A 26,028-nucleotide genomic window follows, 5' to 3' on the forward strand; every position below is an offset into this window, starting at 1 on the left:
CGTTTTACTGAGACGATAGAACAGAATCTATGTGACAAAGCAGTGTAGAATTCATCCATAAAGGACAATGTAGTATTTGCCGTGGAACTCAAACAACTCAAGTATTTTATTACGGTGATCGAGACAGGAAGCTTGGGCAAAGCTGCAAAAAATCTCGATATTGGAACATCTGCATTAAGTCAGCAAATCTCAAAATTAGAAAGCGAGCTTTCGATTCGCCTGTTACAACGTACCGCTTTGGGTACGGTTCCCACCCCTGCAGGTTTAGCATTTTTTCAACAAGTTCAACTGGCACTTAGGCACTTAGACCATGCTGTAGATTCTGCACACTCTTCACGTTTAAGTGGTCATGTCACCGTCGGTTTTTCGCCAAGTGTCGCGTCGGTTATTGGCACACACTTTTTAAAACTGATGCGAAACCGTTATCCCGACATTAAAGTCCGTTTAATTGAAGGCTTATCGGGTGACCTCAAGGCCTTAGTGAATGCAAGGCAGCTCGATGTGGCCATCATCTTTAGTGATGATGTTGACCCACAGTGGGCCATACAGCCTTTAGTCAAAGAACAGATGTTTTTAATCTCGCCTAAAGAAGTGCTGAGTGAATACCAGCTTGAAAGCTGTATAGACACTCAAACGATTACCCATTCACAGCTTAAACAACTTCCCCTAATTTTACCGAGCCAACGACATGGACTGCGCTTGTTGCTCGAACAGAAAATTCATCAGCTTAAAGTGGCCTATGAAATTGATGGACTGCATTTGTTAATGGAAAGCATTAGCCAACTCGAAATGGCAACCATCCAACCTGCGGGTGCATCGTTAAACTCACGGCAAGACCTGTGTTTGCTACGCATTGTAGAACCTGCTATTGAGCGTATTAACTATTTAATTAGTCTGTCCGAAGAGGAACTCTCGCCTGCTACCTTAGCCACCAAAGTGGTGATTCGTGCTTGTGTGACCAACCTGATTAATGAAAAGCGTTGGCCCGGTGCGAAACTCATAAACACTTAAGCTCTTAGTGTTTATTTTTACTAAACACCCATTCAAGCTTAGCCTCTCACTTCACCTTCCCTTTTAAAGCTACATTAGCCCGAGCTGAGAAAGGGAGAAATCCATGCATGATGTGATTGTAATTGGCGGTGGGAATGCCGCACTGTGTGCCGCGCTCACAGCAAAAGAAAGTGGCGCGTCTGTGCTTGTCATAGAAGCAGCACCTAAAGAATGGCGTGGTGGTAACTCACAACACACTCGTAACCTCCGTTGCATGCATGATGCTCCTCAAGATGTATTGGTCGATGCCTACCCTGAAGAAGAATATTGGCAAGACCTACTTAAAGTCACTGCTGGAAAAACCAATGAGCACTTAGCTCGTCTCGTCATTCGTAGCACGGCGACCTGTCGTGATTGGATGCGTAAACATGGCGTGAATTTTCAACCACCGCTCTCAGGTGCTTTGCATGTTGCACGTACCAATGCCTTTTTTATGGGTGGCGGTAAAGCCCTTATTAATGCGTATTACCGTAGTGCCCAAAAACTTGGCATTGAGATTTTATACAACACAAAAATTAAAGATCTAAAGTTAAACCAAGGACATTTTGAAGCTGCAATTGCCGAAGATGGCCGTGTGTTTAAAGCGAAAAGCTGTGTATTGGCCGCAGGTGGTTTTGAATCAAATTTAGAATGGTTAAGAGAAGCATGGGGACAAAATGAAAACGGCGAATGGCCTGCCGATAATTTCATTATTCGTGGAACCCGCTTTAATCAAGGCAACTTACTTAAATTTATGATAGATCAAGGCGCCGATATTATTGGTGACCCATCACAATCGCATTGCGTCGCTGTAGATGCAAGAGCACCGTTATATGACGGCGGCATCTGCACCCGTATTGACTGCGTTTCACTAGGAATTGTGGTCAATAACAAAGCCGAACGTTTTTATGATGAAGGCGAAGACTTCTGGCCAAAACGTTATGCAATTTGGGGCCGCCTTGTTGCCAAACAACCGCAGCAAATTGCCTATTCGATTAACGACTCAAAAGCCATTGGTCGCTTTATGCCACCTGTGTTTGCGGGTGTAAAAGCAAATAGCATTCAAGAACTGGCCGAAAAAATTGGGCTAGATGTAAAAACCTTCTGTCACACCGTAGAAGAATTTAATCAAGCCTGCGTACAAGGCACCTTTAACCATACCGTTTTAGATGACTGCACTACCCAAAATATTGTTCCCAACAAAACCCATTGGGCCGTTCCTCTCGATCGCCCGCCGTTCTATGCCTATGCGCTTAAACCCGGCATTACCTTTACCTATTTAGGCTTAAAAGTCGAAGATGATGCTGCTGTGCGTTTTAACGATAAAGCCAGCCGCAACCTGTTTGTCGCTGGTGAAATGATGGCAGGTAACGTACTCGGTCAGGGTTATACCGCAGGCGTTGGTATGTCGATTGGCACAACCTTTGGACGCATTGCCGGAAAAAATGCAGCCCACTATGCACTTTCACAAGGAGTTGAACATGAATGCTAGTACTAAAGCCCTAATTCCAGTTGTTCAGCTCTCTGACCATGAGCAGGAAGTTCAAAGAGCGCTACAGATTTGTAATGCTTGTCGTTACTGTGAGTCGTTTTGTGCTGTATTTGCGGCGATGACTAAACGTCTTGAATTTAATCAAGCCGATATTCATTACCTCGCAAACCTGTGCCATAACTGTGGTGCTTGTTTACACGCTTGCCAATATGCCCCGCCGCATGAGTTTGGTGTAAACATTCCAAAAGCGATGGCGCAAGTACGTTTGGAAACTTACCAAGAGTTTGCGACACCTCAACCGCTAGGCCGACTTTATAAATCTGTAGGTATTGCTTTTGTTTCGGCATTAACCCTTATTTTCTTCTTATGCATGTTGGCTGGGGTGTGGTACAAAGGCACCGACCTGTTTGCAGGCTATCAAGGTAATTTCTATGCGATTTTCCCACATAACTTTTTAGCGCTCCTGTTTGGAGCGACCTTTACAGTTGCGATTGTTCTGCTCGGCATTGGGATTAGTAAATTTTGGCGACAGACGTCTAAAGTTATTCATGGCAAAGTTGAGAAACCCGACCTAGTTCAAGCCACCCAAAATGTATTAACACTTAAATATTTAGATGGTGGTCATGGCAAAGGCTGTAATGAACAGGATGACCGTTATACACAAATCCGCCGCGTGTTCCATCACCTAACTTTTTATGGCTTTATGCTCTGCTTTGCAGCCACAGGTGTAGCGACTTTATATCACTATTTCCTTGACCTACATGCACCTTATGCTTTCTTTAGCTTGCCTGTTATTTTGGGAACGTTGGGTGGAATTGGCTTAGTGATTGGACCATCTGGCTTGCTCTATTTAAATCTTAGACGCCATCCATTACATGGTGACCACGAGCAAAAACCTGTAGATCGGGGCTTTATTTTCCTTTTAATTTTAGTCAGTGCTTCAGGCTTAGCGCTTATGGCATTTCGTAATACACCTTATATGGCACTTTTACTGAATTTCCATTTAGCTACAGTCATGACTTTCTTTATCACCATGCCCTTTGGAAAGTTCGCACACGGTTTTTACCGTAGTGCAGCTTTACTCAAATTTGCCATTGAAAATAGGCTAACAAAACAATAAATCTGTATATGAATATAGGGCATGCATAACACATGTCTTATATTCAGCCATTCAGCGCCAGACCGGGAAGACTGTAGAATTGATTAGCAAGTGCTTAAATTAGCTCAAGTAAACGCAAACTGGCAGATAGGCCTATCACTTATAAATTTCATTTATTTTAAAATTAATACCGCCTTCAATATAATCTTTTAAGTATTTACCCAGCAAACGATGATCCTTGACGTTAGTCGGCCAGAAATGTTCCAGACCAATATCGCTAATCACGTTTAAAACAATATTAAAAGTAAAAAGAACTTTTAAGGAAAGAATATCAGGATCAGCCTCAGGAAGTGCAATCTGTAATAACGCTACAGCTTTCTTTGAAATAGGAACCAAAGTCTTGGCGACAATGGCACGCCCTTCATCTCCAGCACTTACCGTTTTAGAAAAAAATTTAATATAATGAATTCCATTTTCCTGCAAAAGTATTTGTACCATAGGCTTCGTTAAAGCCTCCACTACATCAGAAACTTTTATATTATTAGGCGGGATCTCATTCAGCAATTTCAAACTTTCCGTCATATAAGGTTGCATGACATGATCAAGAGCAGCTTCAACCAAGCCCCATTTGGACTTAAAGTGATAATAAAGGGCGGACTTATTTGCGACCCCTGCAATTTCATTGATCTTTTGCACAGACATTGTTTCAACATTGTTTTGTGAAAAAAGAACAATCGCTGCTTCTATCAGTTTTTCTTTAGTTTGTTTGCTCATTAAATCCTTCAATACAAAAGTTCAAATAAATCTGGAATTACTCGGGCAATTCAAAAAATAAACCAATCTTTTTAAGGGATTGGTTTATTTTTCTATTCTAGGTTATGCCTTAAGAACAGCCTTTTGTTTCAAAAGCTTCTTTAGAAGTATATTTTATATCTGGCAGATAATCACCCATCACCGCCTTTTCCTCTCCCCAGGCTTTTACATTCTGTACAGCCTGTTTAAATTCTGGATTCGGTAACAGATTACGCATGATGAAAATACCAAAATCAGCATGACCAAATGCCTTACCGTCTTCTGCCATATAGCCTGAACCACGTGGGCTTAATTCAAGGAAATATACCCCGCATTCTTCTCGAGCATTGGCTGGACGGTCTTCTGCCAATGAGGCAACAATGGTATAGAAACCATCTTTATCAACTTTCTGGATGTTCTCATCATATAAACAATAATTGGTTGCCGTACTGATGATTTCATTGCTACAGATCGACCAATACCGCACATCGGTTTTTTGCACAAATTGATCATTATTAAAGGTTTTTTCTGTATTCGGAACTTTACCCCGAAGCTCAATCACTTTACCTAGACGTCGGCTAGTGATTGCAAAAACATATTCATTGTCAGGCGTGGCCCAATAGTTCAGCTTAGGCGTTACGCTTAGCCCTTCACATTTATCCAGCGGCTGTTTGGTGACCGGATCAAATTTATAAGTACATTTAAAATTATCCAGCCCACTAAATGCTTTATACCATTTCGGTTCTAGCTGTGCGGGAAAACCGGTATATCTATTTTGGTTAAAAGCAGCCAGGGTGGCGGCCAATGGCAGGCTTGTGGTACGGTCTATAGGACCTTTTTTTACCTGTAAAATATTGCACACCTCTTGCCCACGTTTAACTTCACCACTTGCAAGCTGTACTTTAAATCGAGGAAAACTGACATTACCTTTTTCATTCATATTTTTATTGGGTACATAAACCCGATATAGAATTGCAACCTTATTGTCAGCAGTTTTAGGTGCATACAGGGTATTTGTAGCAGGCTGTTCTGGTAAGTCTGCCAATTGTAATTGTGTTGAATAAGCACGCTCTTTATCTAAACGGTTATTTCCTACCAAAAATGGATTGGTTGAACCCTGATTCGGTACAATTGCCCGATCCAGCAATGAATTAACACGTTCACCTTGCGCGGTATAACTCACCAAAGAAAAATGACGTGAATATGGGTAATCTCCATCAATCATCACTTTGGCTCCTTCTGGAACGATAAATTCCGATGACCAATAGCTTACATTTGAGTCAGGAAAAGCAAAATTCAACGGGTCTTCCCCAGTATGGGTTTTACTGGTCACCGAATTTTGCCACATACAATCTGTTAATACTGAATCTGTATCAGATGGGGTGCTTACCCGATTAGTATTATCACTCTCGTTACACGCGCTTAGGCTTATTGAACCGAGAACCGCCAGTAATACGCCAACGTTTATTTTTTTTGATCTTTGCATCAGACATCATCCTTTTAAGCCTAATTATCAAACACTTTTTCTATCATTGTTGTTATAGACCTTGCACAATCCTAACAAGGACTAATCTATACAGATTAAATAATAATCCGCTTAGATTAAATTGCAAGCATCTTTTAAAAATTCATGATTCACTTCGTGTCAGGGTTTATTTGCTGCAGCACAATATTGATAGGCTTTGAATCGTTCTAAACTGGGAAAGCATAAAAAGGCATATGATAAAAAAGAGAATCAAAAACTCTTTTATCTTTAGATCCACTTGGGCTTTGTCCAGAATATTTAAAGCTGAGTACTTATGAGCATGGCTATAGCTGGAGCGCTCAACATATTCTGATCGATAGCGTAAACAGACCAGCCCATTTCCTTTTGCTGCTTATTTCTGCATTCCCCTTGGCAATCCTTTTTGTGAATTTCCATGGATTTGATAAGATGAGCTATGTGCACATCCAATCTCACCTCATATGCGTTTAACCTCATGTGACATAAAAAAGCTATACTTTTTTAAGCAATTCGGTCAGATTTGCACAGAATAAAGAGGATGAATGATCACGCTCATCATCCAGAACAGATTTAACTAATTTTTAAGTTTTAAGGATTTAAAACGAATAAACAGCGCTGAAATCATGGCTGACCTAGATTCTCATACACCTATAATGCAGCAGTGTTTTATCTTTGATATTAAATAACTTTTTATTAATTTATTAAAAAAGGTATACTTAAAGGTACACTTGCGAAAAATTCATAATTTTTTTATTTGTGCCATATTTTGTGACAACGCCTTTTTTAAGCAATGCTTTTTATAACAAGAATTTGGTGGAGATGGCGTCAGTTAAACTAAATAAACAACCTACTGTTTTATTTGTTTTTATTTTCATTCAACTTAAATTTATCCAATTTTAATCCTTTACTCTTTCTGAATATCCTAAAGAAGGGGCACACCAATTTTGTTATGATCTTGACTCATTTATACCAAACGTTCAAATTCACCTATAACCTTGCATAGAAGTATACAAAACATCATGTTCTAATTAAATCTTAAATTTCATCTGATAGACGCTTTAAAAACAGAGTACTATCAGAGGAAATTTGAGCTTAGCCATCATTAAAATACGAGAAATGAAATTCTCTCGATATTTAAGTTATTAAAATTATGGCAGAATATCAAAGTCAGGTGATTTACAGATCATCTGGCCTGTCTTACCAAATTCTGCTATAGCTGCTGCTCGTGCTTGCTGAAGCAACTGCCCTAAAGTCGGTCCATAAAAAGTTCCTACCGATCTAATCTCACCCCATATGTATGTATCACAATAGATAGTTTTAACTGGTTTGGCTGGGGCTGCAGAAACAGGCCCTACATAAAATGCAAATAACGCAGGCAGGATAAATATAGATAGTTTTTTCATAAAATCTTCCATAAAACTTTAATTGAATGACTCTTAATTTAGAAATAAAACTATATAACAATGTCTCATTCCTACTTCAATATATCCCCTTAGCATTCACCTGTATGTAATAAAACCAGAAAATAAGTGTCATAATTCTCTTAAATATCATCAAGATACTCATTACTTAAACAATCCTAACTGCCATTATATTTAATCATAAAACTACATTTATTCATGCATTTTAAATTCTATTTATATAACAATGCATCCCCTAGGTTTAATTTATTAATACTGATATTTTCAATATGTAAACCTGCTTCATTACCACTGACATATTCGATTACTTTAGACTAAACCAACTGTATTTTTTAATTTAAAGACAATTTAATACATCATAGGCTGCCTGAATTCGCGCTTTATTCAGTATTCTCTTATTCATTAACATCACTAAATCAAAATTTTCTTAGGGAATTAAATAACATAAGCGCCAAAGCTGTTTTTAGAGCCATTTTTATGAAAAACTTTGGAATAAAATTGCATCGTGACTTTTTAAACGTGATTGGACTGCATCACTACTTGTTTAGAATTTCTTTCTTGTAAAACTTTAAGTATGGTTGGATAAGAAAAAACTTCCTATCCCAAAGCAGGAGCCATTGTGCCCAATTTAAAATACAAAAACATTTATGACACAAAATTAGAATATCTTGATTGAGAGAAAACCGTTGCCGTCATCTCATTCGCTTATTATTAAATGAATTTCCAGCCTACGCTTCTATCCCAAAAAAGATAAACAGCCTGATTCAATCATAGGTTTTTTTTAAACATCTCGTAATTTTCGCTTTTTGATAAAACCGGTTACTGCCTAGTAACCGGGCCTTATTTTATTGCAGCCGAATCCACGCATCCTGCCAATTTGATCCTTTACCCGGTACATAATGGTGTGAAGCGATCGTACACCAACCACTATACGGGAAAGGCTTACATTGATAAATTCTACCGTCAGCTCCCTTGACTTTTGTTCCAGTTTTATAATTACGTATATTCTGCGGGTAAATATGTTCATATCCCCCACCACCTTCCGTAGCTCTTATAATCTGGATTTCTACACTTTGAATATGACTGCCTGCCTTACTGAACACATCATTTTTGCCATTCACGGTTACGATTTTACCCGTTGAGCTTTTTACACCTGCCCGTAAATTAGTATGTTCAACATTAATTTTCTCAGCCAACAAGCGTGTCCATGTATTACGAGCACCATTCGCAGAGGAATTAATCACCAGCTCAGTTTTAAGATTAGGGTTTTCACCATTCAAATCAAATACACGCGTTACTACCCGATCATTTACTTTAAGATCATCGAGCGGATTAATATCCCCTACATCGTTCCAAGTCGATGGCGGTGGAGGCGGTGGTAACACTGGTGGCTTAGTCGCTTCTCCTTCCCCTACTTGCACATCAATCACATTATAAAATGCATTCGCCGTATCACCGACCTCCCATACTGCAAGTATTACATGATAACCATTACGGTCCGCGGGTACATTACAACGGTGAGTAACCTGACTTGGTGGTTTCTGGTATTTTCCATCCACTGAGCAAAAAGGCTTGAGATCGAATGAATTTCTCGAAAGCGGTATATTCTGGTTCCAGCCAGTTTTGGTTATATAATATTTCCAGCCTTGAGTTACATGGGGTGCTGTCAATTTCCAGGTAAAATCATTCGCCCCAGTAGGCAAGTTTATTTTTGTCCAACGGCTTGATGACTGAGCATTTAATTCAGCAAACTGGCTCAAATTTGCATTTGCAATGTGTCCATCCGGTGGTCCAGATTGAGGGAATCCTTTTGGTGCCTCTAAACTTTGAGGCTCCCACATTACACTACCACATTGTAAATTTTTATTAAGCTTACATGCATAGCCACGAGATTCTGGCTTCATTACATAACCATGAGCATATACCAAAGACGGAATTAAAGCGCCTAGTAAAACTAAACTCTGTTTGAGCAAGCTATTGTGTTGAATCTGACGGCTACTAGAATAACGTTTAGAGAATATCTGACTTAGATGATTCAAAATGACCTCCATGATCAAAACCAATAATATTCCAAAAAATATTATTAGGTATTAAAAAAACTAAAATTAAAAATACCTTCAACACTCACATGTGCCAAACATGTTGTATAAAAAATTGGCTGTTGCATCATCTTGGAATATATCTTTTGCTTTGACTCTAAATACCCGTCCGCTACATAAAATTGTAAAGTAATCACGATTTCTATTGATAACTACACCTCTAACAACATCTTTATTATTAATTTGATCAAATGTTTGATTAGTAATATCTTTATTTCGATAAAAATAGACTTTTCGCCCCACCTGGATACCATTCAAGTTTACTTTTTGATATAAACCACACTGTTTACAAATCCATCTTTTCATAGCTCAATTTTGGAATTACCATGCTTAGTTTCTGAATAGTATTAATATACCTTCGTAAATATTAAGGAACTTGGATGTTGTACCATTCCTTCTCACCACCTCATTATTTATAGTTTTATGGAGAAGTAGTATCATCAAAAAACTTAGAAATTGAACAAAAACCCTGATAATTCTGTAAGGGTTAAACTACATCAGACTACTAAAAATTAAATCTTGAGTTATATTTAAATATCTATAATTTTCTAAGCCTTATATATCGTTTCAATACTAAAGATACTTTGAAATTTTCTTTTTATAAAAGCTCCACGAGCTATAAAATATAAAATCTAGGAAAGTTAAAAATTATTTGGTATATCGACATGTCATCTATCCCCTACACCTATCCAAGCCTAAGACTTCAAAAAGATGATCCAATCCAACAATAAATACATCCAAGCCCGATAAAAACATCATCCTATTTTCACTATGCTCTGATCTGGATTTAACGTGTTTATTGATTGTGTATAGGAAGTTTCTTTATGAGAAAGGTTTTATTGGCCTTAGGCTATTTGATTGCAACACCAGCTTTTGCAAGCTCAAGCGGAGAAATTACTTTTTCCGGTTTAATCATTGAAGAAACAAGTTGTCAGATCATTACAATCCATAAAACGGTAAAACCAGAATGCTTTCACAATGGCGATGCCGTAGCCACCAGTGAGATCCTTGCCCAAACCCAGCTCGAGTATTTAGATCAAGAGAAAAATCTGGCAGTGATGCAACTTACTTATCATTAAACCAGTCGTCTCATTTAAAAATTATTTTTCTTTTCCAATATAAGTATCAACCGCTTGATTCAAGGTCATGACCACTTGAATCAGATGGTCGGTTAATTTCTGAATCTCATGAAAGTCCACTTGCTGTTCACAGGCTTGTTGCAATTCGCGACAAAGCTTTTCAATCTCCAAAGCACCAACAATTTGGGCTGCACCTGCCAGTCGATGAAAAGAATGGCCTAGAGCCAGTTTATCCTGCGTTTTAATTGCTTGTTTGACCTGATCAAGATCTTTTATATTTTCATCACGGGTTGTGGTTAATAACTTTTCTAATAGTTGCCGATCAGCTTGAACCAGTTGTTGTAATGCATCCAAATCAATAAGCTGTTCTAATGAAGATGCATTTTCAACAGGATGATGACTCTGACGGGCGACCTTATTGAGCAGACTCTCTAACTGCGTTAAACGTAAAGGTTTAAATAAACAATCATCCATTCCTGCTGCAAGACAACGGGCTTTTTCTTCAGGTTGAGCATTTGCAGTCAGGCCAAAAATTGTAACCGCTCTTGTTTGATCCTGACGTAAATGCCGAGTTAAGGTGATCCCATCCATGATCGGCATATTGCAATCGGTAATGACCAGATCAAAGTCATCTTCCTGCCATTGCTTTAAGGCTTGGTCTCCATTCTCTGCTTCCACAACCTTATGCCCTAAACGTTCAAGCTGAGATTTCAGCAACAATCGGTTGGCAGGATGATCGTCGACCGCCAGAATATGTAATGGTTGAATTTGATTAATCACCTCGGCAATAGGCTCAACCGACTCATGTATTCGCTGACGATGCTCAACCGGAATATGTACCGTAATATGGGTGCCCTTGCCTAACTCACTATGCAAGGTAATGACGCCACCCATCATCTTTACCAGTTGGGAACAGATCGCTAACCCTAGGCCAGTTCCGGTTTGCAGCTTACCCGCCTCAGACTGTTTGTAAGGTGCAAATATTTTTTCCTGATCTTTCTCAGCAATTCCGATACCGGTATCGGAAACCTGCATTTCCAATACCGCCGTGTGCTCGTTCTTTCGAAGAAATTTCACCTGCACATCAACCGAACCTTGCTCGGTAAATTTGATTGCATTACTAATAAAATTGGAAAGAACCTGATGCAAGCGTAGAGAATCAACAAAGATTTCATCGGGATGTAAGATATCAATATGGCTATAAAGGGTCAGATTTTTCTGACGTGCCAAACCATCAAATACTCGCACGATCGGTGTAATCAATTCATTAAAAGGCGTCCATTTAGGCGCCAGTTCAAGCTCGCCCGATTCAATTTTAGCCATATCCAGAATTTCACCAACCAGTCCCATAAGGGATTGGGCTGACTCATAAGCAACCTGGATGGCCTCTCTGTCCGTTTGGGAAAAGGTTTTATTGGTCACCGTCAATTCCAGCAAACCAATAATGGCACTGATCGGTGTACGGATTTCATGACTCATTGTCGCGAGGAACGTACTTTTGGTACGGTTCGCCTGTTCCGCTTTCTCTCTGGCTGAAGATAACTCGCCCAGAAGATACTCATGCTCGGTAATATCTTGCCAGCTGCAGATCAGTCCGCTGACTGCGCCGTGAATATCCTCATAAGGAACGGCCTGATGCATAATCACCCGTGCTTCTTCACCATTACTTATGGTATATCGATGCCTATGGAATGAATGCCCTTGAGGATGATTCAGGATTTTCTTTAAATTGGAATAAATCGTATATAACGGATGTGTGGATGAAGTGAGTGCCTGTTTATCCAGATCAGTCACATCCAGCTTAAAAAAATCGGTCCATGCCTGATTGTGGTTAAGGATATTTCCCTCACGATCAATTACATAAACTGGCACAAGCATACTATTAAATAATGTTTCTCTAAATACGATTTGTTCTTGTAGCTGTGTTTGGGTTTTCTTGCGTCGAGCAATCTCTTGGCGTAAGTAATAATTCCAAAATAGAGAGGTCAGGACCAAAGCCACAAAAATGCCTGCTAACCAATAAAACTCTTTACGATAAACGGTCCAGGTATCTAATTTGACGTCCGGCGTTCCTTGCCATTTATTGGCAATGATCGAGATATCCCGAGGTGAGATATCTGCCAAGGCTTTATTCAATATGCTATAGAGTTGTGGTTCATCACGGCGTACAGCAAAGCCCATCTGTGAAGGAACATCGCCTATTCTTGACGCAATCTTAAGTTCGCCCCGAAAAAAGCGATCAATCATGTAGTTGGCGCCCATCAGGTTATGAACCGCCCCATCAACTTTATTCTCTTTCACCCATTGCATGGCCAAACTGGCATTATCAGCTTTGACCAATTCAATTTGCGGATATTCTTTTTTTAACCACTGCCATAAAGAATTATCAGAAGTGATGGCTAAAGTTTTAATTTCAGAGAGTGAGGTTGGAGCTGTGGCACTATTATTTACAATCAATACAAAGGGTGGATGCACATAAGGCCGTGTAAAGATTAACTGCTTGTCCCGCTCATCGCTATAACTCATCGCAGCAATAAAATCAGCCTTTTTCTGTTTCACCAGTTCAAACATATCTGCAACTGATGTTGCTTCGATCACTTTGAAATTTAAACCGGTTCTTAAGTGAATCAAGCGTAATAGGTCTGCCCCGACACCATAAAACTGCCCATTTTCATCAAACATGGTAAAGGGTGCATATAAAGGATTAATCACCACCCGTATTTCAGGGTTCTGCTCTAACCAACGCTGCTCTTTCGACGTCAAAGTAAATGACGGCTGAGATTTCCATAATGCCTCAGCTTGACTCCACTGACTGGTAATAGCTTTATGCTGTACCAGTGTCACCGCATTTAAAACGGTATTTACAACATGCTGAAGCGGCTGATCTTGTTCTCGAAATACGAAATGAGGCCCTGTGATCTGGTCTGTCGACACCACATCGGTAATGGACAGTAAATTGGCGTAATTACGCTCAATCAGAAAACTGGTTTCGGTAAGATTCCCAATAAAATAGTCATTTTCACCAAATGCCACAGAGGATAAGGCAACGGGGGCAAATGCATAACGGGTGACTTTTGCTTTTGGATAATGTGCTTTAACCCAGTCATCACTCAAATAACCTTGCGGCATTGCAATTTTTACATCTGAGCTGTCTGTTAAAGCTGAGGCCAAAGGCGTATCACGGCTTACAAAGGCAATATAAGAAGGATTAAAAGGCTGACTCGCGATCAGATGATCCGCTTGTTTAAAACTTTTATTGGCATAGTCGATCAGCATATCCACCTGACCTTGTTTAAGGCCCTCTAACGCAGCAGCTCTATCGGCATAACGCAATACCTTGATTCGTAGACCCAATGAATGCGCAACCAGAAGACTATAATCCGCAGCAATTCCCTCCCATACACCAGACTCAGTCACTAAATCAAAAGGAGGTTTTTCAGGGGCATAGACCGCAACTGAAATTTCTCTTTTTCTGCCTAACCAGCGCCAGTCACTGTCTTTTAACTCAAACTTAACCTGAGGCAGAGGTTCCCGACTGAAAATATTCATGGGTTGTGGATTTTGTGCCCACACACTGCCCACTATCAAGCAAGAGAGGATGCAACCCATGAACCAGCGCTTAGGCATAAGCATATTTAACCTAAATTATTTCTTTGAACAAAGTCATATAGTTCCATCATATTTTTTAATTCCAGCTTTTCCATCAAACGGCGTTTATAGGTACTGACTGTCTTGTCACTGATATGCATCAGGGTCGCAATATCAATAACCTTTTCACCTTTGGCCAGAAAATTTAAAACTTGTAACTCTTTAGCCGAAAGTCCTGCAATTCTTTCTTTATCACCAACCGAATTATTGGTGGCAGCTTCATAACGTGCAAGACTACGTGGAAAATAACCATAGCCACTTCTCAGCACACGGATTGCATCGTGGAGTTCTGTAAGCTGGTTTTTTTTACTGATAAAACCATCGGCACCAGCACTGGCACAACGCTTGATATAATGGTCATCATCTTTACCACTCAACACCAGCATACCGCCTTTATAGTCATTCTTGCGTAAGCGTTGCACCACATCGATTCCATTCATGGATGGAATATCAATATCAATCACCACTAAATCAGGAGCGAGTTGCTTTATCAGTGACATTGCTTCCAGTCCATCACCAGCTTCTGCAATAACGGTCATACCCTCTTTTTCAAGAAGCATTCGAACTGCCATACGGGCAACTGGATGGTCATCTACAATTAAAGCGTTTCGCATATCGTTCCTTAAAATAAGTCCCGTCAACCCGACATAAATCGATGAGTAACTATTTTTACATTATATTATCAAGCCTACTACACCCTACAATTCAAGGTTATAGTCGATCTACTATATCTCCGTCATTTTAACACTACTTTTAAATCAGGATTATCTGATATTGAAAAAAAACAAAGCAATTCATAATCCTCTCTAACATAGTTTGTTAGCAAGCAAGCCTAGTTTATGAACAGAAATATCGAACATCAGGATTACCTCACTCGCTTTGTTTTAAATCTGGCAAATATTATTTCATGGCTAGTCATCGCCACTGTCATGATTTGCTTTTTTTACCTTCTGGCACTGGAATACCAGCTTGTTCCTGCCTGTTTACATATTTCAGATAAAGCTCAATAAGCTTATTCGATATATCAGTAACATCACTGTTTTTATAGGGGTCACCAAACCCTATAAGCTGCCCCCCATAGCACTATTTTGGGGGCTTTTTTTATGCCTGCTCATTTTTCCTTAGCCTATTCAAAAAAACCCGGAAGGCTAAAATAAAAAATATCCTTGCTAAAATAGAAGGACACTCTAAAAAATATAATCGATATGAGATATGCCTAGTAGGAAATAAACAGATAAATAATCAATTCAGATTATTTACCTTTAATTAGATTAAACTCAGTCATACGGGACAAGAATATAAAAATAAACACTCAGGAAGATCAACAAAGCCGTTGCCAGACATAAATATGTATCGATATTACAAAAACTTTTCAGGAATTTTACTAGATCCATTGATCTCACCCTCTGTTACATTCAACAATCGCACGCCACTCTGAGCCATCTTTTCAGCATCTGTTTTGACTAAAACAGACTCTCAGGATTGCGGTTCATACCGTATGGCAAACACAGCCATCATCATCAATACCACCAGTAAAATCGCAGCTGAAATGCTTAAAAGCTCAGTCCATGCTGAAATGCCTGACAATAGAGACACAACGGCGAGTATCCCGGCTGAACCTCGATTTAACATTTAATCACCTTGATTTATTGATGGTTTCATCTAAAAAGATTATCTCGGGTTCAAGCCACAGATACTGTCATTCAAGCAGGTTTCAATCGTAGGGCCAGCATGATGTTATTGTAGTCAATGGACTACATTGGAGTTTTTAAGGAATGGCTAAAAGAGAAATATTCTTTAGAAATGAAAAAAGACATCAAAGGATGCCTGTTTTCATTTCTAAGTTATGAGCTGTAGCAGCTTAAGATCTGCGTTCAATTTATTTATAATTGACCAATATGGTGGCTTGGGCATTTAACAAACCAGGTTTAACAGGAGCATTATCTAACTTATGATAGCGAGCTAAGAATCGTTTGGTTACTGAGGGTCGTGTACCTCCACTTAAAGTACCAAACACATCAGTTGTATTATGAGTAATAACTTTATTCCCCATATCGTCATATACAGCAACACCAACATTATTAGTTTCAGTCACCGTATTTGTCAAAAAATTAGTCTTTACTGTTAACGGTGCATTATTATCCATCATTGTATACATCAATTGCTTACCAGCATCAGCTGCTTCACAGCTCGCTGTTATAGCAAAACTAGCACCGCCAATCTCATCACCTATATTTCGTAAATTTCCAGCAGGAACATCTGGGAGTTGTACTGTTTCACTTGTAACAGAACAACTTTCAGCTAATGAGGGTAAGATATTTAAGGTGATATATGCATTTTGATAAGCATATAAGATAATATATCCATCTGGATTACTCCAATTTACACCAAGTGTCGACGATAATTGACCTAAGTCTATTGAAATGTTATCAAGTTTTTCTTTAGGCCCAGTAATCGGATTACCTGCTGTATCAAAGAAACTTACACTAATTGAGTCAACTTGAATACCATGATTCGCAGTCCCCCTAACCCCGCTAAATCTATAACGTAACTTTTGAACAGCTGATGAAGAAATCCCATTTTCACCTGTTATTTTGAAAAAAATAAACCCAAATTTATTTAAGAAGTCAGAACCAGTATTTTTCAATCCATAATATGTCTTTCCATTTGAAGTTACGGACTTATTAAAATCAATATTTACACTTTTATCAAAATAAAAACTTAAATCTGCTAAAAACACATCACTTTCTGGTATCGCTCCACTTGGTCCTGCATCATCACATTTATTTAAATCAGGACTTTTCAAAACTGCAGAAAAACTGGCTACACCCTGACTATTGCTAATGCTATTGAGGTTTCCGTAAGTATTCCCTTCAATTAAATTATTATTAGGATTATGGTTGCAAGAATAAGAATCAATAGCCAACACTGCAGATGTCTGAAATACTGTCCATAGACCAGTTAATGCTATAAAAAAAATGTTTTTAAATTTCATCACTTACACTCCACAGCAACCATCTGCACACTTTTAGATGGCTTTGGTTCAGCAATTTGTTTTTGCGGTAGATCAATCACACAACGTTGCTGTTCTTGCGTGCCCCACTGTACCCACAGCTGATCTTTGAGCAGGCCAGCGTTTTCAATAAACAGCTGATTTGACTGACCAAACATCCCTACCGCCTGTCCCTCTTCAGTCATGGCTTGAACCCCGATCGGAACCTGTTTACCGCCTTCAGGCACCGTGACCTCGAGTAGAAGATTAGAGGTTTGTTCGACATCAAATTTGACCAAGGTCGAGCTAAAGCGTCGTGGAATCACTTCAGTCTGGTTCGCCTTAATATTGACATCCATCCCCAAATCTTTGACATCAATCGCAATGCGGTTGCTAGCATAAGGACTGAGATTGGAATAGATCGCATTGCCCCAATAATCAAGCTTTGCTCCCCAAGCATTCATAACACTGGCACCACGTGCGCCTTTGGCATGAACGATGGTATAGGTATCCGAGATCTGATTGGTCGCAGTAATGCCATATGGGTGAGCAACCAAGGCTCCACGGGCACTAAATCCATACTGGCTTTGTGTATTACTTTTTCCAACAACCGCCCCTAACCGTACCGAAGGCAAGTTATAGTTCAGATTGGCTGAAATGGAAGAGTTGCGCTCGGTAAAGTCATTCCAGTTGTGGCTGGTAGTGACCGCATAGCCGATCTGATTATATTCACCAGCAACGCCCGAAAAACCTAAGGATGCATTGGTCGGACGCCCAGCAGTATCAGCATGCTGTATATTCGAGTGAATATTGGTACGATGTTTAGCCCATGACAACGGCAGCGATAGGCTCAGATTAAAGCGTTGCTCTTTCTTTGTTTGTCCCAGATAGTTCTTTTTGTCATTGCGTGAATATCCGAATGAGTAACTGAGTTTTTTCCAGCGATTATTATAAGAAAGACCATATTGGATAATATCCTGATCACTGTTCCAGTAATCGCTTTTTAACAGGCTCACTGATATTGCCCCTAATTCTGGTCGGGCGAAACTTTTATTCAGGCTCAAGCTGAGTTGCTGTTTTAAGTTATAGGATAAAAAGAAGTTATCCAGTTGGTCCTGATCCAGCTCATCGTAATTCTGCAATGACATCATGCTGTTCAAGGTCAGGAATTTCGGGTCTTGATATTGCGCCGAGGCATATAGTGAAAGCTGAGAGGCTGTATGGTTATATTGATAGTCCAGCTTATATTTCTGACCGATTTGATCGCGTTGGGCTAGTTGTGCCTTGGAATGTTCCAGATCCAGTCGAAACCCACCTAAACGGTTACTATGTCCAAAGCCCAGCAGATAGTTCTGATAACGATCACTGATATTTGCTCCGGTATACAAACTTAGATAGTTATTAACACCGTATTCACTACTCAGCTGCCCTACATAGGTATCGGTCAGTTGATTTCCAAGTTGATAGCGTCCAGAAGCAACACTATAGTTCAATTGCCCTGCGCGGATCAGGTTCATATTACTTTGCAACGGCATGATGAAACTACGTTTCTCACCACCATTTTCAGTAATTTGTACAGTCAGGTCCCCACTGCTTCCCACCGTCAGATCATTAAATTCAAACTCCCCCATGGGCACTGTTCGCTCATAGATTTTTTGCCCGTTCTGGAATACCGAAACCAAGGCATTGGTATTGGCAATACCGCGAATGATCGGGGCATAATTACGCTGTGACCACGGCAGCATACTCAGGTCAGTCGCTAGTTGTAGACCACGTATCTTTGCTGACTCAAGTCCATAAGTCTGGGTATTAAATTCCCCCCCGGTAACACGTGCATTGAGTGGTATTACATCGGTCGAGATGGTATTCAGATAAGAACGGTAACGGGACAAATCTGAACCAGTAGATTCAAAACTCCCTGCATGGCGAACATTAAAACGGGCAAGATTCAGCCCGCCAGTCAAATTCAAATAATTATTTGACGTCTCTTTTGCCCCTTCTCTCTTATTCGTATATCGATTGAAATCGTAACCGACAAATGCAGAGGTCACCCCCTGATCATAGGCGTCAGGAGCAATATAACCTCGTGGTCGCTGGTTAATAATGGTCAACGGTAAAGACAGGTTCAGCATCAACTCCGCCATATCCAGATCATAATACGCATCCGGACTCAGGTCTTTAGCCACCAGACAGTCTTTTTTAGGCAGTTTCTCTAAAATTTCAGGACGTAAATCCAGTCGTTGCAGCAATTGCTCATCAATACACAGTACCGCGGTCAGGTTCGCATCGAGATGATCAAACTTTAAATTCAGGGTGCCTAATGAACGCTCATGGTTGATCGAGGTATTGAGTGAATAAGTGCCAACCGCGACTCCGTTGCTTTGTCTGACATAACTTAAATCGATATCCTGATTCTGTCGACCAAACAGGGAACGCGCATCAAAACTGTACAGGCGTTCAGAGGGTACGGCTTTGGCCTGTAGTTGCTCCGCCTGTAATTCATGTTCAGCCGCATAGCAGTATTTTGCGAGCAAGAGAAATACCACACTCGACTTTAGCACCAGTCTCATGATTAATTCTCTTGGGTTGGGATAACGAGTGATTCAGACGAAGCTGCACCAAGTTCGGCGGTATGGGCGACACTGCCGCCATAGTCATTAATCAACAGATAACTGGCTTGTGTGGGATGAAACTTAAGCTCAGGTTTGATGGTTTCAGTCGCATAAGGTGCCACCATCAATGGTTCGCTATAGGCAAACTGCTGTTTGGCATTCTTGAAATCGACATGTTCAAAATTGATATAGTAGGGTGAAGGGTTATGAATACTGATCGCTTTGTTTGCCGCATCATATTGAAAATGTAGCGATGAAAATGCTTTTTGCTGGCTCATGCCCAGTTTTTCAGGACGATAAAACAACTTGATCCGGGTACGGATAGAAACCATTAATTTATTGGTTGCCTGATTTTCTTGCTGCTGTACCGTGGCCGGAATGTCCAGAATATTAAACCAGTACACACTCTCCCGATCCTGAGGCAAAGCGCTGGTGCCTTTCTGAATCAGACGGATCATTTGCCCTTTTTTTGCTTCGATGCAGGTCAACGGTGGAGTTAAAATAAATGGCACTTCTCCTGCTTCAGGAATGGTTTTAGAATCTCCATTGTCCAGCCAAGCCTGAACCATGGCAGGCTTGGCTGATGAATTAGTCAACTGCACTGTTGCAGTCTGCTGACTGGCGGGAAATATGATACGCGTACCGGTAATTGTCACACCCGCAAAACTGGAAGATGCCAAACAACACATCAGCACTGTTGCCAATTTACAAACCTGAAAATACTTAGTCATATCTTTACTCCACCAATTCAACAGACTCAACACATAAGCCAAATAAAATAATTATTTATATAAAATGCTATAAGTTACCGAACCTTCTACGTTGCCTTTTGCTGCTGTATCTGTTGCGAAATAACGGGCAAAATATTTAAAGTCTGTAACATTTGAACCTAGATCTATTCCAGTTGTCGTTTTTTGAGTAACAGGTGCCTCGTTCAGGTCAATCACGTCTTTTGTGCTTGTGACTAATTGAATTTCGACTTTATCTGCTTTATCACTACTAGCAGTATTAATTAATCGCCCTGCAGCATTTACTTTGGTCGGATCTGCCTCAAAATAAGGTGTGGCGATCTTTACTGTCCCACCAGTCGTTTTACAACCCGCTCCGCTTAACTTAATGATAAATGGTGTATCACCATATGTTTCATTGGCAGCGGCTAATGAAGCGATATTCACAGTTGGCAAGATAAAATCGCCATTTACACTACTAGTACTGCCGATTGTTGCATCGCAGGTACCATCTACCAATGTACCTGTAAAATTAATCGTACCTGTGGGTGCGGCAAATACTGTTGATACGGCGCCAAGTGTCAATACTGCAAGACCTAAGTTTAATTTTTTCATTTCAGATTCCTCACTTTTAAAAATCAAAACTACACTGATTGATCACTTCACAGATTGATCGCAATAACCAACACGATGTTTATCCTGTAGCGGTGACCTGCTGAATGCATATGTGTAGGAGGATTATTCCTGAGTTTTCACTTAATCTATGCCATACGATTATGATTCACCTGTAAGGCTTAAACATTTAATATGTAATCTTTGCCTTACAAAATAGTTTTATTTACATCTAAAACAAAGCTAAAAAACAATAAACGTGAGCCAATCATCTAATCTTATTTAGTTTTTATAAAACAAATAAAATACAAATAAATTAACTACTAAGAAAAAACAAAATTTAAAAACCTATATTAAAATACAAAAGGATTACAACGCTTGGCTTAAGAAGCAATAAAAATTATTATATAAAGATAAAATCAATTTTTTATTCTTATTTACTGGATCATCTCTTAATGAAAAAACTCAACTTATCAGTTATTGTTTTAACCCTGTTCTGCTCACCTACTTATGCAAATACCGATCCGTTAAAAGGATGTGCCGCAAAAAAGCGTAATATTGAAATAAAACTCAAACATGCAATGCTGAGAGGAAATAAGCATGAAATACAGGGTCTGGAAAATGCATTTCACCAGAATATAAACAGCTGTGATGATGCAGCCCTAAAAGCGCAAAGAACGCAGAAAGTCTCAGAAAAGCAACGTAAAGTAGAAAAGTTAAAAGCGGAACTTCAACAACAACTTGATCAGGGCGATCAGAGTAAGATACTGAAAAACAAAATAAACTTAGCAAAGTACAAGATGAGCTGAAGCAAGCCAGAAATGAGCTAGAACGCTAAAACTATGGACTTTTCCAATCCTTTAAAGGTTGATGTCATCGTTGTACTACACCGACACCATATAAAGATGTCATCTCTATCATCTTTCGCTGCTAGGCAAGAAATATCCAATTTGGCACCATGTTGAGTAATGAATCAGAAAGTATATTTCCCAAATATCCTATACTTTCTGGTTCATTTTCTCTCCTTTTAAGTAGGACTTCCCCTCCTACTTTTTTTACCCCGTATTTCTCACGGGGTTTTTTTCAATTCATATAACGACAATATTGGATTAACGCCAGACTATTTTAATTCAATATCACTTTACACCTCTTATCTATCATTCATCCAAATATGACAGCAAGATCATCTTTCGGGGACATTGCATAAAAAAACTTTCTGCCATACTTAATACCTACCATGACAATAGCAGAATTCACAAAGGATTAAGGGGGTAATATGGAGTTTTCCTTGTACATGATATTTATCGTCGCGTGTATAACACTATGGGTGCTATTTAATATTTTTATTTATTATTATTTCCTAAATATCGACAAACCTAAAAAACAAAATAAATCCTGAATCAAAATCACTGGGCAGCTAAATAGTCAAACTTAGTTGCTTAATTTCATTAAAATTCCTCAATATTCAAAATACGTTTTTACATATTTCTCGCCTCGCATTAGCTTCATGTCATTGTAGCCTTACACGATTATCAGGAATAGACAACTCGCGGATCATCCTTTTCTGATCTCAGCTATAAGTAAACTTGACAGTTAGCTTAGCTCCATTGATCAAAAGCGTTCTGGAAGCTCGTCATCAAATTTAATCGTATCAGGCTCATTGTTATGCAAAAGAAATTTCTGTTATCCATGTTATCTGCAACAACGTTATTAGTGGCTGCTTTTACCGTGCCTCAGTATAGCCATTCAGAACAACAGATGCAGATAAAGCAAAACACAGAGAGAACTATCCAGAAGATATTTGATGAAACCCGTACCCATGGTGTCATTATCATTCAGGATAAAGAGAAGGTTTTAGTCTATGGCAACAATTTAAACCGGGCAGAAACCGCCTATGTACCCGCCTCTACGTTCAAGCTACTGAATGCTTTAATTGGTCTGGAAAATAACAAAGTCACCTCTTCAGAAGTCTTTAAATGGGATGGCCAGAAAAAAAGCCTGCCAGCATGGGAAAAAGACATGACGCTTGGCGAAGGAATGAAATTTTCCAATGTACCTTTATATCAAGAACTGGCACGCCGTATTGGCCTGGAGTTGATGCAAAGTGGTGTGCAACTTGCAAATTTTGGCAATACGGATATTGGCAATAAAGTCGATGATTTTTGGCTAGTGGGTCCCTTAACAGTCACCCCGATCCAGGAAGCAAATTTTGCATATCGACTTGCGCATAAAACTTTACCCTTTAAGCCAGCAGTACAAGATGAAGTGCAAAAAATGGCGTTTATAGAACAGCGCAATGGTAAAAAGATCTATGGTAAAACTGGATTGGGAAAAGATGGAGATACACAGGTCGGCTGGTTAACGGGCTGGGTTGAACAACCGAATGGCGATAAAATCGCATTTTCTTTAAATATGGATATGCAGCCAGACATCCCTTACACGACTCGTAATCAAGTGTCCTATAAAGTTTTAGAGTTGCTTGGTATCTTATAATTTCTATAAACTCAATCTCGGAAAAGCTGGTGTTGTACGTTAAGCTTAAACAACATCAGTTTGGATTAACTTATGTTGAAAGCCCTACTCTTGATTACTTGTCTATGTTGTTCTGGCTTTACGCAAGCGATGGATCATCAATTGGTTGCTTTAATCAATCAACGCCTGTCCTGGATGAAAGATGTTGCGGGTAATAAGGCTATTCACCATCAAGCTATAGAAGACTTGTCTCAAGAAGAAAAAGTACTTGCAGCAACTTTAAAACAGGCCGCAGAGCGAGGAATTGAAGCGTCTTCGATACGACCTTTTATTATGGCTCAAATGGATGCCGCAAAAGCAATTCAATATCGTTATCGTGCAGATTGGCTGGCACAACCGGAAGAGAACTGGCAGCCAGAAGACCTAAATCAGGTCCGTACCAACATATCGAAACTGTCTTCTGAGATTATAGATAGCATTGCAGATGAACTATATAAAAAAGGCAATCTGGATCATTATTCAGATGAATCATTTATGAAATTTTTAAATCAACAGAATTTAAGCCAGGCTGATAAATCTCTGTTACTCAGGACTTTAAGCCAAATCCGTTTGAAGTAGTTGAGCAGTCGAAAACGTTTCACCTCTTACTAAGTTCTTCTCGCCAAACCAGAATGAATAGAAGAAGCACGATTATAGGTCGTGCTTCTCTGCTGACGCAGCTAGGAAAACTACTTTAAATGTTTACGCAGTTCCGTTCCTGCCTGTGCTAAAGCAACTTTAACAGCAGGCTCATGACTGAGCGGATTCAAAAGGCCAAAATCATGAATGACACCATTGTAACGCGTTACCGTGACCGGAATTCCGGCCTCATCCAGCTTACGACCAAAGGCTTCGCCTTCATCTCGTAATACATCCAATTCTGCAGTTTGAATCAAAGTAGGAGGGAAAGCTTTGAGCTGTTCCTTACTGGCTCTAAGCGGTGAGGCAAGGATATTGTTACGATCTTTCGTGTTGGTGGTGTAGTGATCCCAGAACCATTTCATCATATTCTTTGTTAGAAAATATCCATTCTCGTATTGGTTATAAGATGCATTGTCAAAATCAGCATTGGTTACTGGCCAGAGCATCACGTTATAACGAATTTTTGGATCATTAAACTGCTTGGCTTGCAATGCCACAGCAGCCACCATATTACCGCCGACACTATTCCCCACCAAGGCTAAACGTTGACCATCTACCCCAATCTCTTTACCGTGCTGGCTTACCCATTTGGTCGCCTCGAATGCCTGATTAATTGCGACAGGAAAATGCGCTTCCGGCGAAGGCGTATAATCAACATACACAGCTGCCGCACCAGACTCGCGGACTAAATCCCGAATCAAACGTTCATGGGTGTTAAAATCCCCGAGAACCCAACCACCACCATGGAAAAACATAAATACAGGAAGAATGCCTTTGGCATCCACTGGTTTGACAACTTTAAGCTTAAGCTCTTGTCCATCGACTATAATCGTCTTATCAACAACTTTAGCAGGTGGAAGTTTGGCCCCTTTTTGAGCCCCAATGAGTACCTGTCGTGCCTCTTGAGGTTGCATCTGTTCTATAGGCTTACCTTTTCCAGAATTTAATACATCCAGAAACGCTTTCATCCCTGTGGTGGGGGAAGGTTGGTTAATCTCTTGAGCAGATAGAGTAGATACGAAAATTGTCGAGGCGACTAAAACCAATAACTTTCTCATATTACTCACCTCCTTTATTTGCTGTAGGATTTTGCAAACCTAAGCTGATTGCCTGACTGATCTTTACCTGTAAACCAGTCGCTTCTATCAATAAATTTCTTGATTGAGAAATACGTTTCATCATTCCTAGCATTCCATGTTGAAATATGATCTTTATCGATGTGCTCTCAGCAATATCGACCTACTCACAATAGATCTCTAGGCCCAAGATAAATATAAGAAAAATCTTTATAGTTTTACTTTTAATAACGTTTTTTTCGTAGGGAGTTGACTACAGCGCAACTGATTAAGCAGAAAGATACGAGCTCTTCAAACTAGCAAACAGCACAATAAAAAAAAGGGAATAAAAAGCTTATCCCCTTGAAGTAATAACGCATAACAGCTAATTCATAGCTTTAAATTAACATTCACAGACACCAAACATGTTATACACAAAATTGACGGGAGCATTCTCAAGGTAGAGATCTTTATCGTTGACCTTAGAGATGCCTTTATTGGTCAAAACGGATATAAGCCCATTTTCTTTTCTTAACACAACACCCTTAATCGGCTCTTCATTGATTTGAACAGATGTCTGTTCCTCGCTTTTTTTCTTTTTATAAAAATAAACACGTTGTCCCACTTTTATATTATTAGGATTAACTTTCCGGTATAACCCACAATTTTTGCAGATCCATTTTTTCATGATCAACCCTCTAGACGATTCAGTA

At 39.6% G+C, this 26,028-nt stretch carries 23 protein-coding genes; 8 read left to right on the plus strand and 15 right to left on the minus strand.

Going from position 1 to position 26,028, the window contains the following annotated elements; genetic code table 11:
- Positions 1-81: 81 nt before the first annotated feature.
- From JO943_RS09640 to tcuB, 3 genes are all read left to right on the plus strand, one after another.
- A complete protein-coding gene (locus tag JO943_RS09640; protein WP_202740655.1) occupies positions 82-1,011 on the plus strand; it encodes a LysR family transcriptional regulator in 930 nt (309 codons plus the stop codon).
- 103 nt (positions 1,012-1,114) lie between these two features.
- Positions 1,115-2,521 carry an FAD-dependent tricarballylate dehydrogenase TcuA gene (tcuA, locus tag JO943_RS09645; protein WP_202740656.1) on the plus strand — a complete coding sequence of 469 codons (1,407 nt, stop codon included), beginning with the start codon at positions 1,115-1,117 and terminating at the stop codon, positions 2,519-2,521.
- Positions 2,511-3,641, plus strand: a complete 1,131-nt coding sequence (gene tcuB, locus JO943_RS09650) for a tricarballylate utilization 4Fe-4S protein TcuB (RefSeq protein ID WP_202740657.1) — start codon at positions 2,511-2,513, stop codon at positions 3,639-3,641. Before tcuA ends, tcuB begins: the two co-directional genes overlap by 11 nt.
- Before the next feature lie 135 nt (positions 3,642-3,776).
- Here the strand turns inward: tcuB and JO943_RS09655 are convergent, their stop codons facing one another.
- From JO943_RS09655 to JO943_RS09675, 5 genes are all read right to left on the minus strand, one after another.
- A complete protein-coding gene (locus tag JO943_RS09655; RefSeq protein ID WP_202740658.1) occupies positions 3,777-4,394 on the minus strand; it encodes a TetR/AcrR family transcriptional regulator in 618 nt (205 codons plus the stop codon).
- 109 nt (positions 4,395-4,503) lie between these two features.
- Positions 4,504-5,898, minus strand: a complete 1,395-nt coding sequence (locus JO943_RS09660) for a hypothetical protein (protein WP_202740659.1) — start codon at positions 5,896-5,898, stop codon at positions 4,504-4,506.
- 1,166 nt (positions 5,899-7,064) lie between these two features.
- Positions 7,065-7,319: a hypothetical protein gene (locus JO943_RS09665; protein WP_202740660.1), complete on the minus strand. Its 255-nt coding sequence runs from the start codon at positions 7,317-7,319 to the stop codon at positions 7,065-7,067.
- An 863-nt stretch (positions 7,320-8,182) separates the two neighbouring features.
- Positions 8,183-9,388, minus strand: a complete 1,206-nt coding sequence (locus JO943_RS09670) for a lytic polysaccharide monooxygenase (RefSeq protein WP_413814528.1) — start codon at positions 9,386-9,388, stop codon at positions 8,183-8,185.
- Positions 9,389-9,454: 66 nt separating this feature from the next.
- A complete protein-coding gene (locus tag JO943_RS09675; RefSeq protein WP_202740661.1) occupies positions 9,455-9,742 on the minus strand; it encodes a hypothetical protein in 288 nt (95 codons plus the stop codon).
- Between the two features lie 518 nt (positions 9,743-10,260).
- Between JO943_RS09675 and JO943_RS09680 the strand changes: the two genes are divergently transcribed.
- On the plus strand, positions 10,261-10,515 hold the full coding sequence (locus tag JO943_RS09680) for a hypothetical protein (RefSeq protein ID WP_202740662.1): 255 nt from the start codon (positions 10,261-10,263) through the stop codon (positions 10,513-10,515).
- A 21-nt stretch (positions 10,516-10,536) separates the two neighbouring features.
- On the opposite strand, the gene JO943_RS09685 is transcribed toward JO943_RS09680, so the two are convergent.
- Together JO943_RS09685 and JO943_RS09690 are read right to left on the minus strand one after the other, a co-directional pair.
- The gene (locus tag JO943_RS09685; protein ID WP_202740663.1) at positions 10,537-14,142 is read right to left on the minus strand and encodes a transporter substrate-binding domain-containing protein; all 3,606 of its coding nucleotides are present in this window, start codon (positions 14,140-14,142) and stop codon (positions 10,537-10,539) included.
- Positions 14,143-14,150: 8 nt separating this feature from the next.
- Positions 14,151-14,777: a response regulator gene (locus JO943_RS09690; RefSeq protein ID WP_202740664.1), complete on the minus strand. Its 627-nt coding sequence runs from the start codon at positions 14,775-14,777 to the stop codon at positions 14,151-14,153.
- Between the two features lie 225 nt (positions 14,778-15,002).
- Here JO943_RS09690 and JO943_RS09695 point away from each other — a divergent pair, with 225 nt between their 5' ends.
- A complete protein-coding gene (locus JO943_RS09695; RefSeq protein ID WP_202740665.1) occupies positions 15,003-15,173 on the plus strand; it encodes a hypothetical protein in 171 nt (56 codons plus the stop codon).
- Positions 15,174-15,639: 466 nt separating this feature from the next.
- Here the strand turns inward: JO943_RS09695 and JO943_RS09700 are convergent, their stop codons facing one another.
- The 5 genes from JO943_RS09700 to JO943_RS09720 form a co-directional block, all read right to left on the minus strand.
- Entirely contained in the window at positions 15,640-15,795 is a 156-nt protein-coding gene (locus JO943_RS09700; protein WP_202740666.1) for a hypothetical protein, read from the minus strand.
- Between the two features lie 247 nt (positions 15,796-16,042).
- Positions 16,043-17,158, minus strand: coding sequence for a fimbrial protein (locus tag JO943_RS09705; RefSeq protein ID WP_202740667.1), 1,116 nt, complete (start codon positions 17,156-17,158; stop codon positions 16,043-16,045).
- The gene (locus tag JO943_RS09710; protein ID WP_202740668.1) at positions 17,158-19,725 is read right to left on the minus strand and encodes a fimbria/pilus outer membrane usher protein; all 2,568 of its coding nucleotides are present in this window, start codon (positions 19,723-19,725) and stop codon (positions 17,158-17,160) included. Before JO943_RS09710 ends, JO943_RS09705 begins: the two co-directional genes overlap by 1 nt.
- 2 nt (positions 19,726-19,727) lie before the next feature.
- A complete protein-coding gene (locus JO943_RS09715; protein WP_202740669.1) occupies positions 19,728-20,498 on the minus strand; it encodes a molecular chaperone in 771 nt (256 codons plus the stop codon).
- A gap of 51 nt (positions 20,499-20,549) precedes the next feature.
- Entirely contained in the window at positions 20,550-21,110 is a 561-nt protein-coding gene (locus JO943_RS09720; RefSeq protein WP_202740670.1) for a fimbrial protein, read from the minus strand.
- A 452-nt stretch (positions 21,111-21,562) separates the two neighbouring features.
- On the opposite strand from JO943_RS09720, the gene JO943_RS09725 reads away from it, so the two are divergent.
- From JO943_RS09725 to JO943_RS09735, 3 genes are all read left to right on the plus strand, one after another.
- Positions 21,563-21,916 (plus strand): DUF1090 family protein, encoded by a 354-nt coding sequence (locus JO943_RS09725; protein ID WP_202740671.1) that lies wholly within the window; start codon positions 21,563-21,565, stop codon positions 21,914-21,916.
- Positions 21,917-22,772: 856 nt separating this feature from the next.
- Positions 22,773-23,600, plus strand: coding sequence for a class D beta-lactamase (gene blaOXA / locus JO943_RS09730; protein ID WP_202740672.1), 828 nt, complete (start codon positions 22,773-22,775; stop codon positions 23,598-23,600).
- Between the two features lie 72 nt (positions 23,601-23,672).
- A complete protein-coding gene (locus JO943_RS09735; RefSeq protein ID WP_202740673.1) occupies positions 23,673-24,197 on the plus strand; it encodes a chorismate mutase in 525 nt (174 codons plus the stop codon).
- A gap of 110 nt (positions 24,198-24,307) precedes the next feature.
- On the opposite strand, the gene JO943_RS09740 is transcribed toward JO943_RS09735, so the two are convergent.
- From JO943_RS09740 to JO943_RS09745, 3 genes are all read right to left on the minus strand, one after another.
- Entirely contained in the window at positions 24,308-25,318 is a 1,011-nt protein-coding gene (locus tag JO943_RS09740; protein ID WP_202740674.1) for an alpha/beta hydrolase, read from the minus strand.
- 1 nt (position 25,319) lies between these two features.
- Positions 25,320-25,442: a hypothetical protein gene (locus tag JO943_RS18620; RefSeq protein ID WP_009510815.1), complete on the minus strand. Its 123-nt coding sequence runs from the start codon at positions 25,440-25,442 to the stop codon at positions 25,320-25,322.
- Positions 25,443-25,718: 276 nt separating this feature from the next.
- Positions 25,719-26,003: a hypothetical protein gene (locus JO943_RS09745; protein ID WP_202740675.1), complete on the minus strand. Its 285-nt coding sequence runs from the start codon at positions 26,001-26,003 to the stop codon at positions 25,719-25,721.
- Positions 26,004-26,028: the final 25 nt, after the last annotated feature.

It is taken from the genome of Acinetobacter sp. 'aerobic (ED)' (assembly GCF_904886855.1).
GTDB classification, from domain to species: Bacteria; Pseudomonadota; Gammaproteobacteria; order Pseudomonadales; family Moraxellaceae; genus Acinetobacter; species Acinetobacter courvalinii.

Bases quoted from the DNA above. Each gene is read 5' to 3' on its own strand.
- blaOXA (WP_202740672.1), top strand. From the start codon at position 22,773: ATGCAAAAGAAATTTCTGTTATCCATGTTATCTGCAACAACGTTATTA.
- JO943_RS09685 (WP_202740663.1), bottom strand. From the start codon at position 14,142: ATGCCTAAGCGCTGGTTCATGGGTTGCATCCTCTCTTGCTTGATAGTG.
- JO943_RS09700 (WP_202740666.1), bottom strand. From the start codon at position 15,795: ATGTTAAATCGAGGTTCAGCCGGGATACTCGCCGTTGTGTCTCTATTG.
- JO943_RS09695 (WP_202740665.1), top strand. From the start codon at position 15,003: ATGAACAGAAATATCGAACATCAGGATTACCTCACTCGCTTTGTTTTA.
- JO943_RS09715 (WP_202740669.1), bottom strand. From the start codon at position 20,498: ATGACTAAGTATTTTCAGGTTTGTAAATTGGCAACAGTGCTGATGTGT.
- JO943_RS09745 (WP_202740675.1), bottom strand. From the start codon at position 26,003: ATGAAAAAATGGATCTGCAAAAATTGTGGGTTATACCGGAAAGTTAAT.
- JO943_RS09725 (WP_202740671.1), top strand. From the start codon at position 21,563: ATGAAAAAACTCAACTTATCAGTTATTGTTTTAACCCTGTTCTGCTCA.
- JO943_RS09665 (WP_202740660.1), bottom strand. From the start codon at position 7,319: ATGAAAAAACTATCTATATTTATCCTGCCTGCGTTATTTGCATTTTAT.
- JO943_RS09655 (WP_202740658.1), bottom strand. From the start codon at position 4,394: ATGAGCAAACAAACTAAAGAAAAACTGATAGAAGCAGCGATTGTTCTT.
- JO943_RS09670 (WP_413814528.1), bottom strand. From the start codon at position 9,388: ATGGAGGTCATTTTGAATCATCTAAGTCAGATATTCTCTAAACGTTAT.
- JO943_RS09660 (WP_202740659.1), bottom strand. From the start codon at position 5,898: ATGCAAAGATCAAAAAAAATAAACGTTGGCGTATTACTGGCGGTTCTC.
- JO943_RS09740 (WP_202740674.1), bottom strand. From the start codon at position 25,318: ATGAGAAAGTTATTGGTTTTAGTCGCCTCGACAATTTTCGTATCTACT.
- JO943_RS18620 (WP_009510815.1), bottom strand. From the start codon at position 25,442: ATGATGAAACGTATTTCTCAATCAAGAAATTTATTGATAGAAGCGACT.
- JO943_RS09720 (WP_202740670.1), bottom strand. From the start codon at position 21,110: ATGAAAAAATTAAACTTAGGTCTTGCAGTATTGACACTTGGCGCCGTA.
- JO943_RS09735 (WP_202740673.1), top strand. From the start codon at position 23,673: ATGTTGAAAGCCCTACTCTTGATTACTTGTCTATGTTGTTCTGGCTTT.
- JO943_RS09675 (WP_202740661.1), bottom strand. From the start codon at position 9,742: ATGAAAAGATGGATTTGTAAACAGTGTGGTTTATATCAAAAAGTAAAC.
- JO943_RS09690 (WP_202740664.1), bottom strand. From the start codon at position 14,777: ATGCGAAACGCTTTAATTGTAGATGACCATCCAGTTGCCCGTATGGCA.
- JO943_RS09680 (WP_202740662.1), top strand. From the start codon at position 10,261: ATGAGAAAGGTTTTATTGGCCTTAGGCTATTTGATTGCAACACCAGCT.
- tcuB (WP_202740657.1), top strand. From the start codon at position 2,511: ATGAATGCTAGTACTAAAGCCCTAATTCCAGTTGTTCAGCTCTCTGAC.
- JO943_RS09710 (WP_202740668.1), bottom strand. From the start codon at position 19,725: ATGAGACTGGTGCTAAAGTCGAGTGTGGTATTTCTCTTGCTCGCAAAA.
- tcuA (WP_202740656.1), top strand. From the start codon at position 1,115: ATGCATGATGTGATTGTAATTGGCGGTGGGAATGCCGCACTGTGTGCC.
- JO943_RS09705 (WP_202740667.1), bottom strand. From the start codon at position 17,158: ATGAAATTTAAAAACATTTTTTTTATAGCATTAACTGGTCTATGGACA.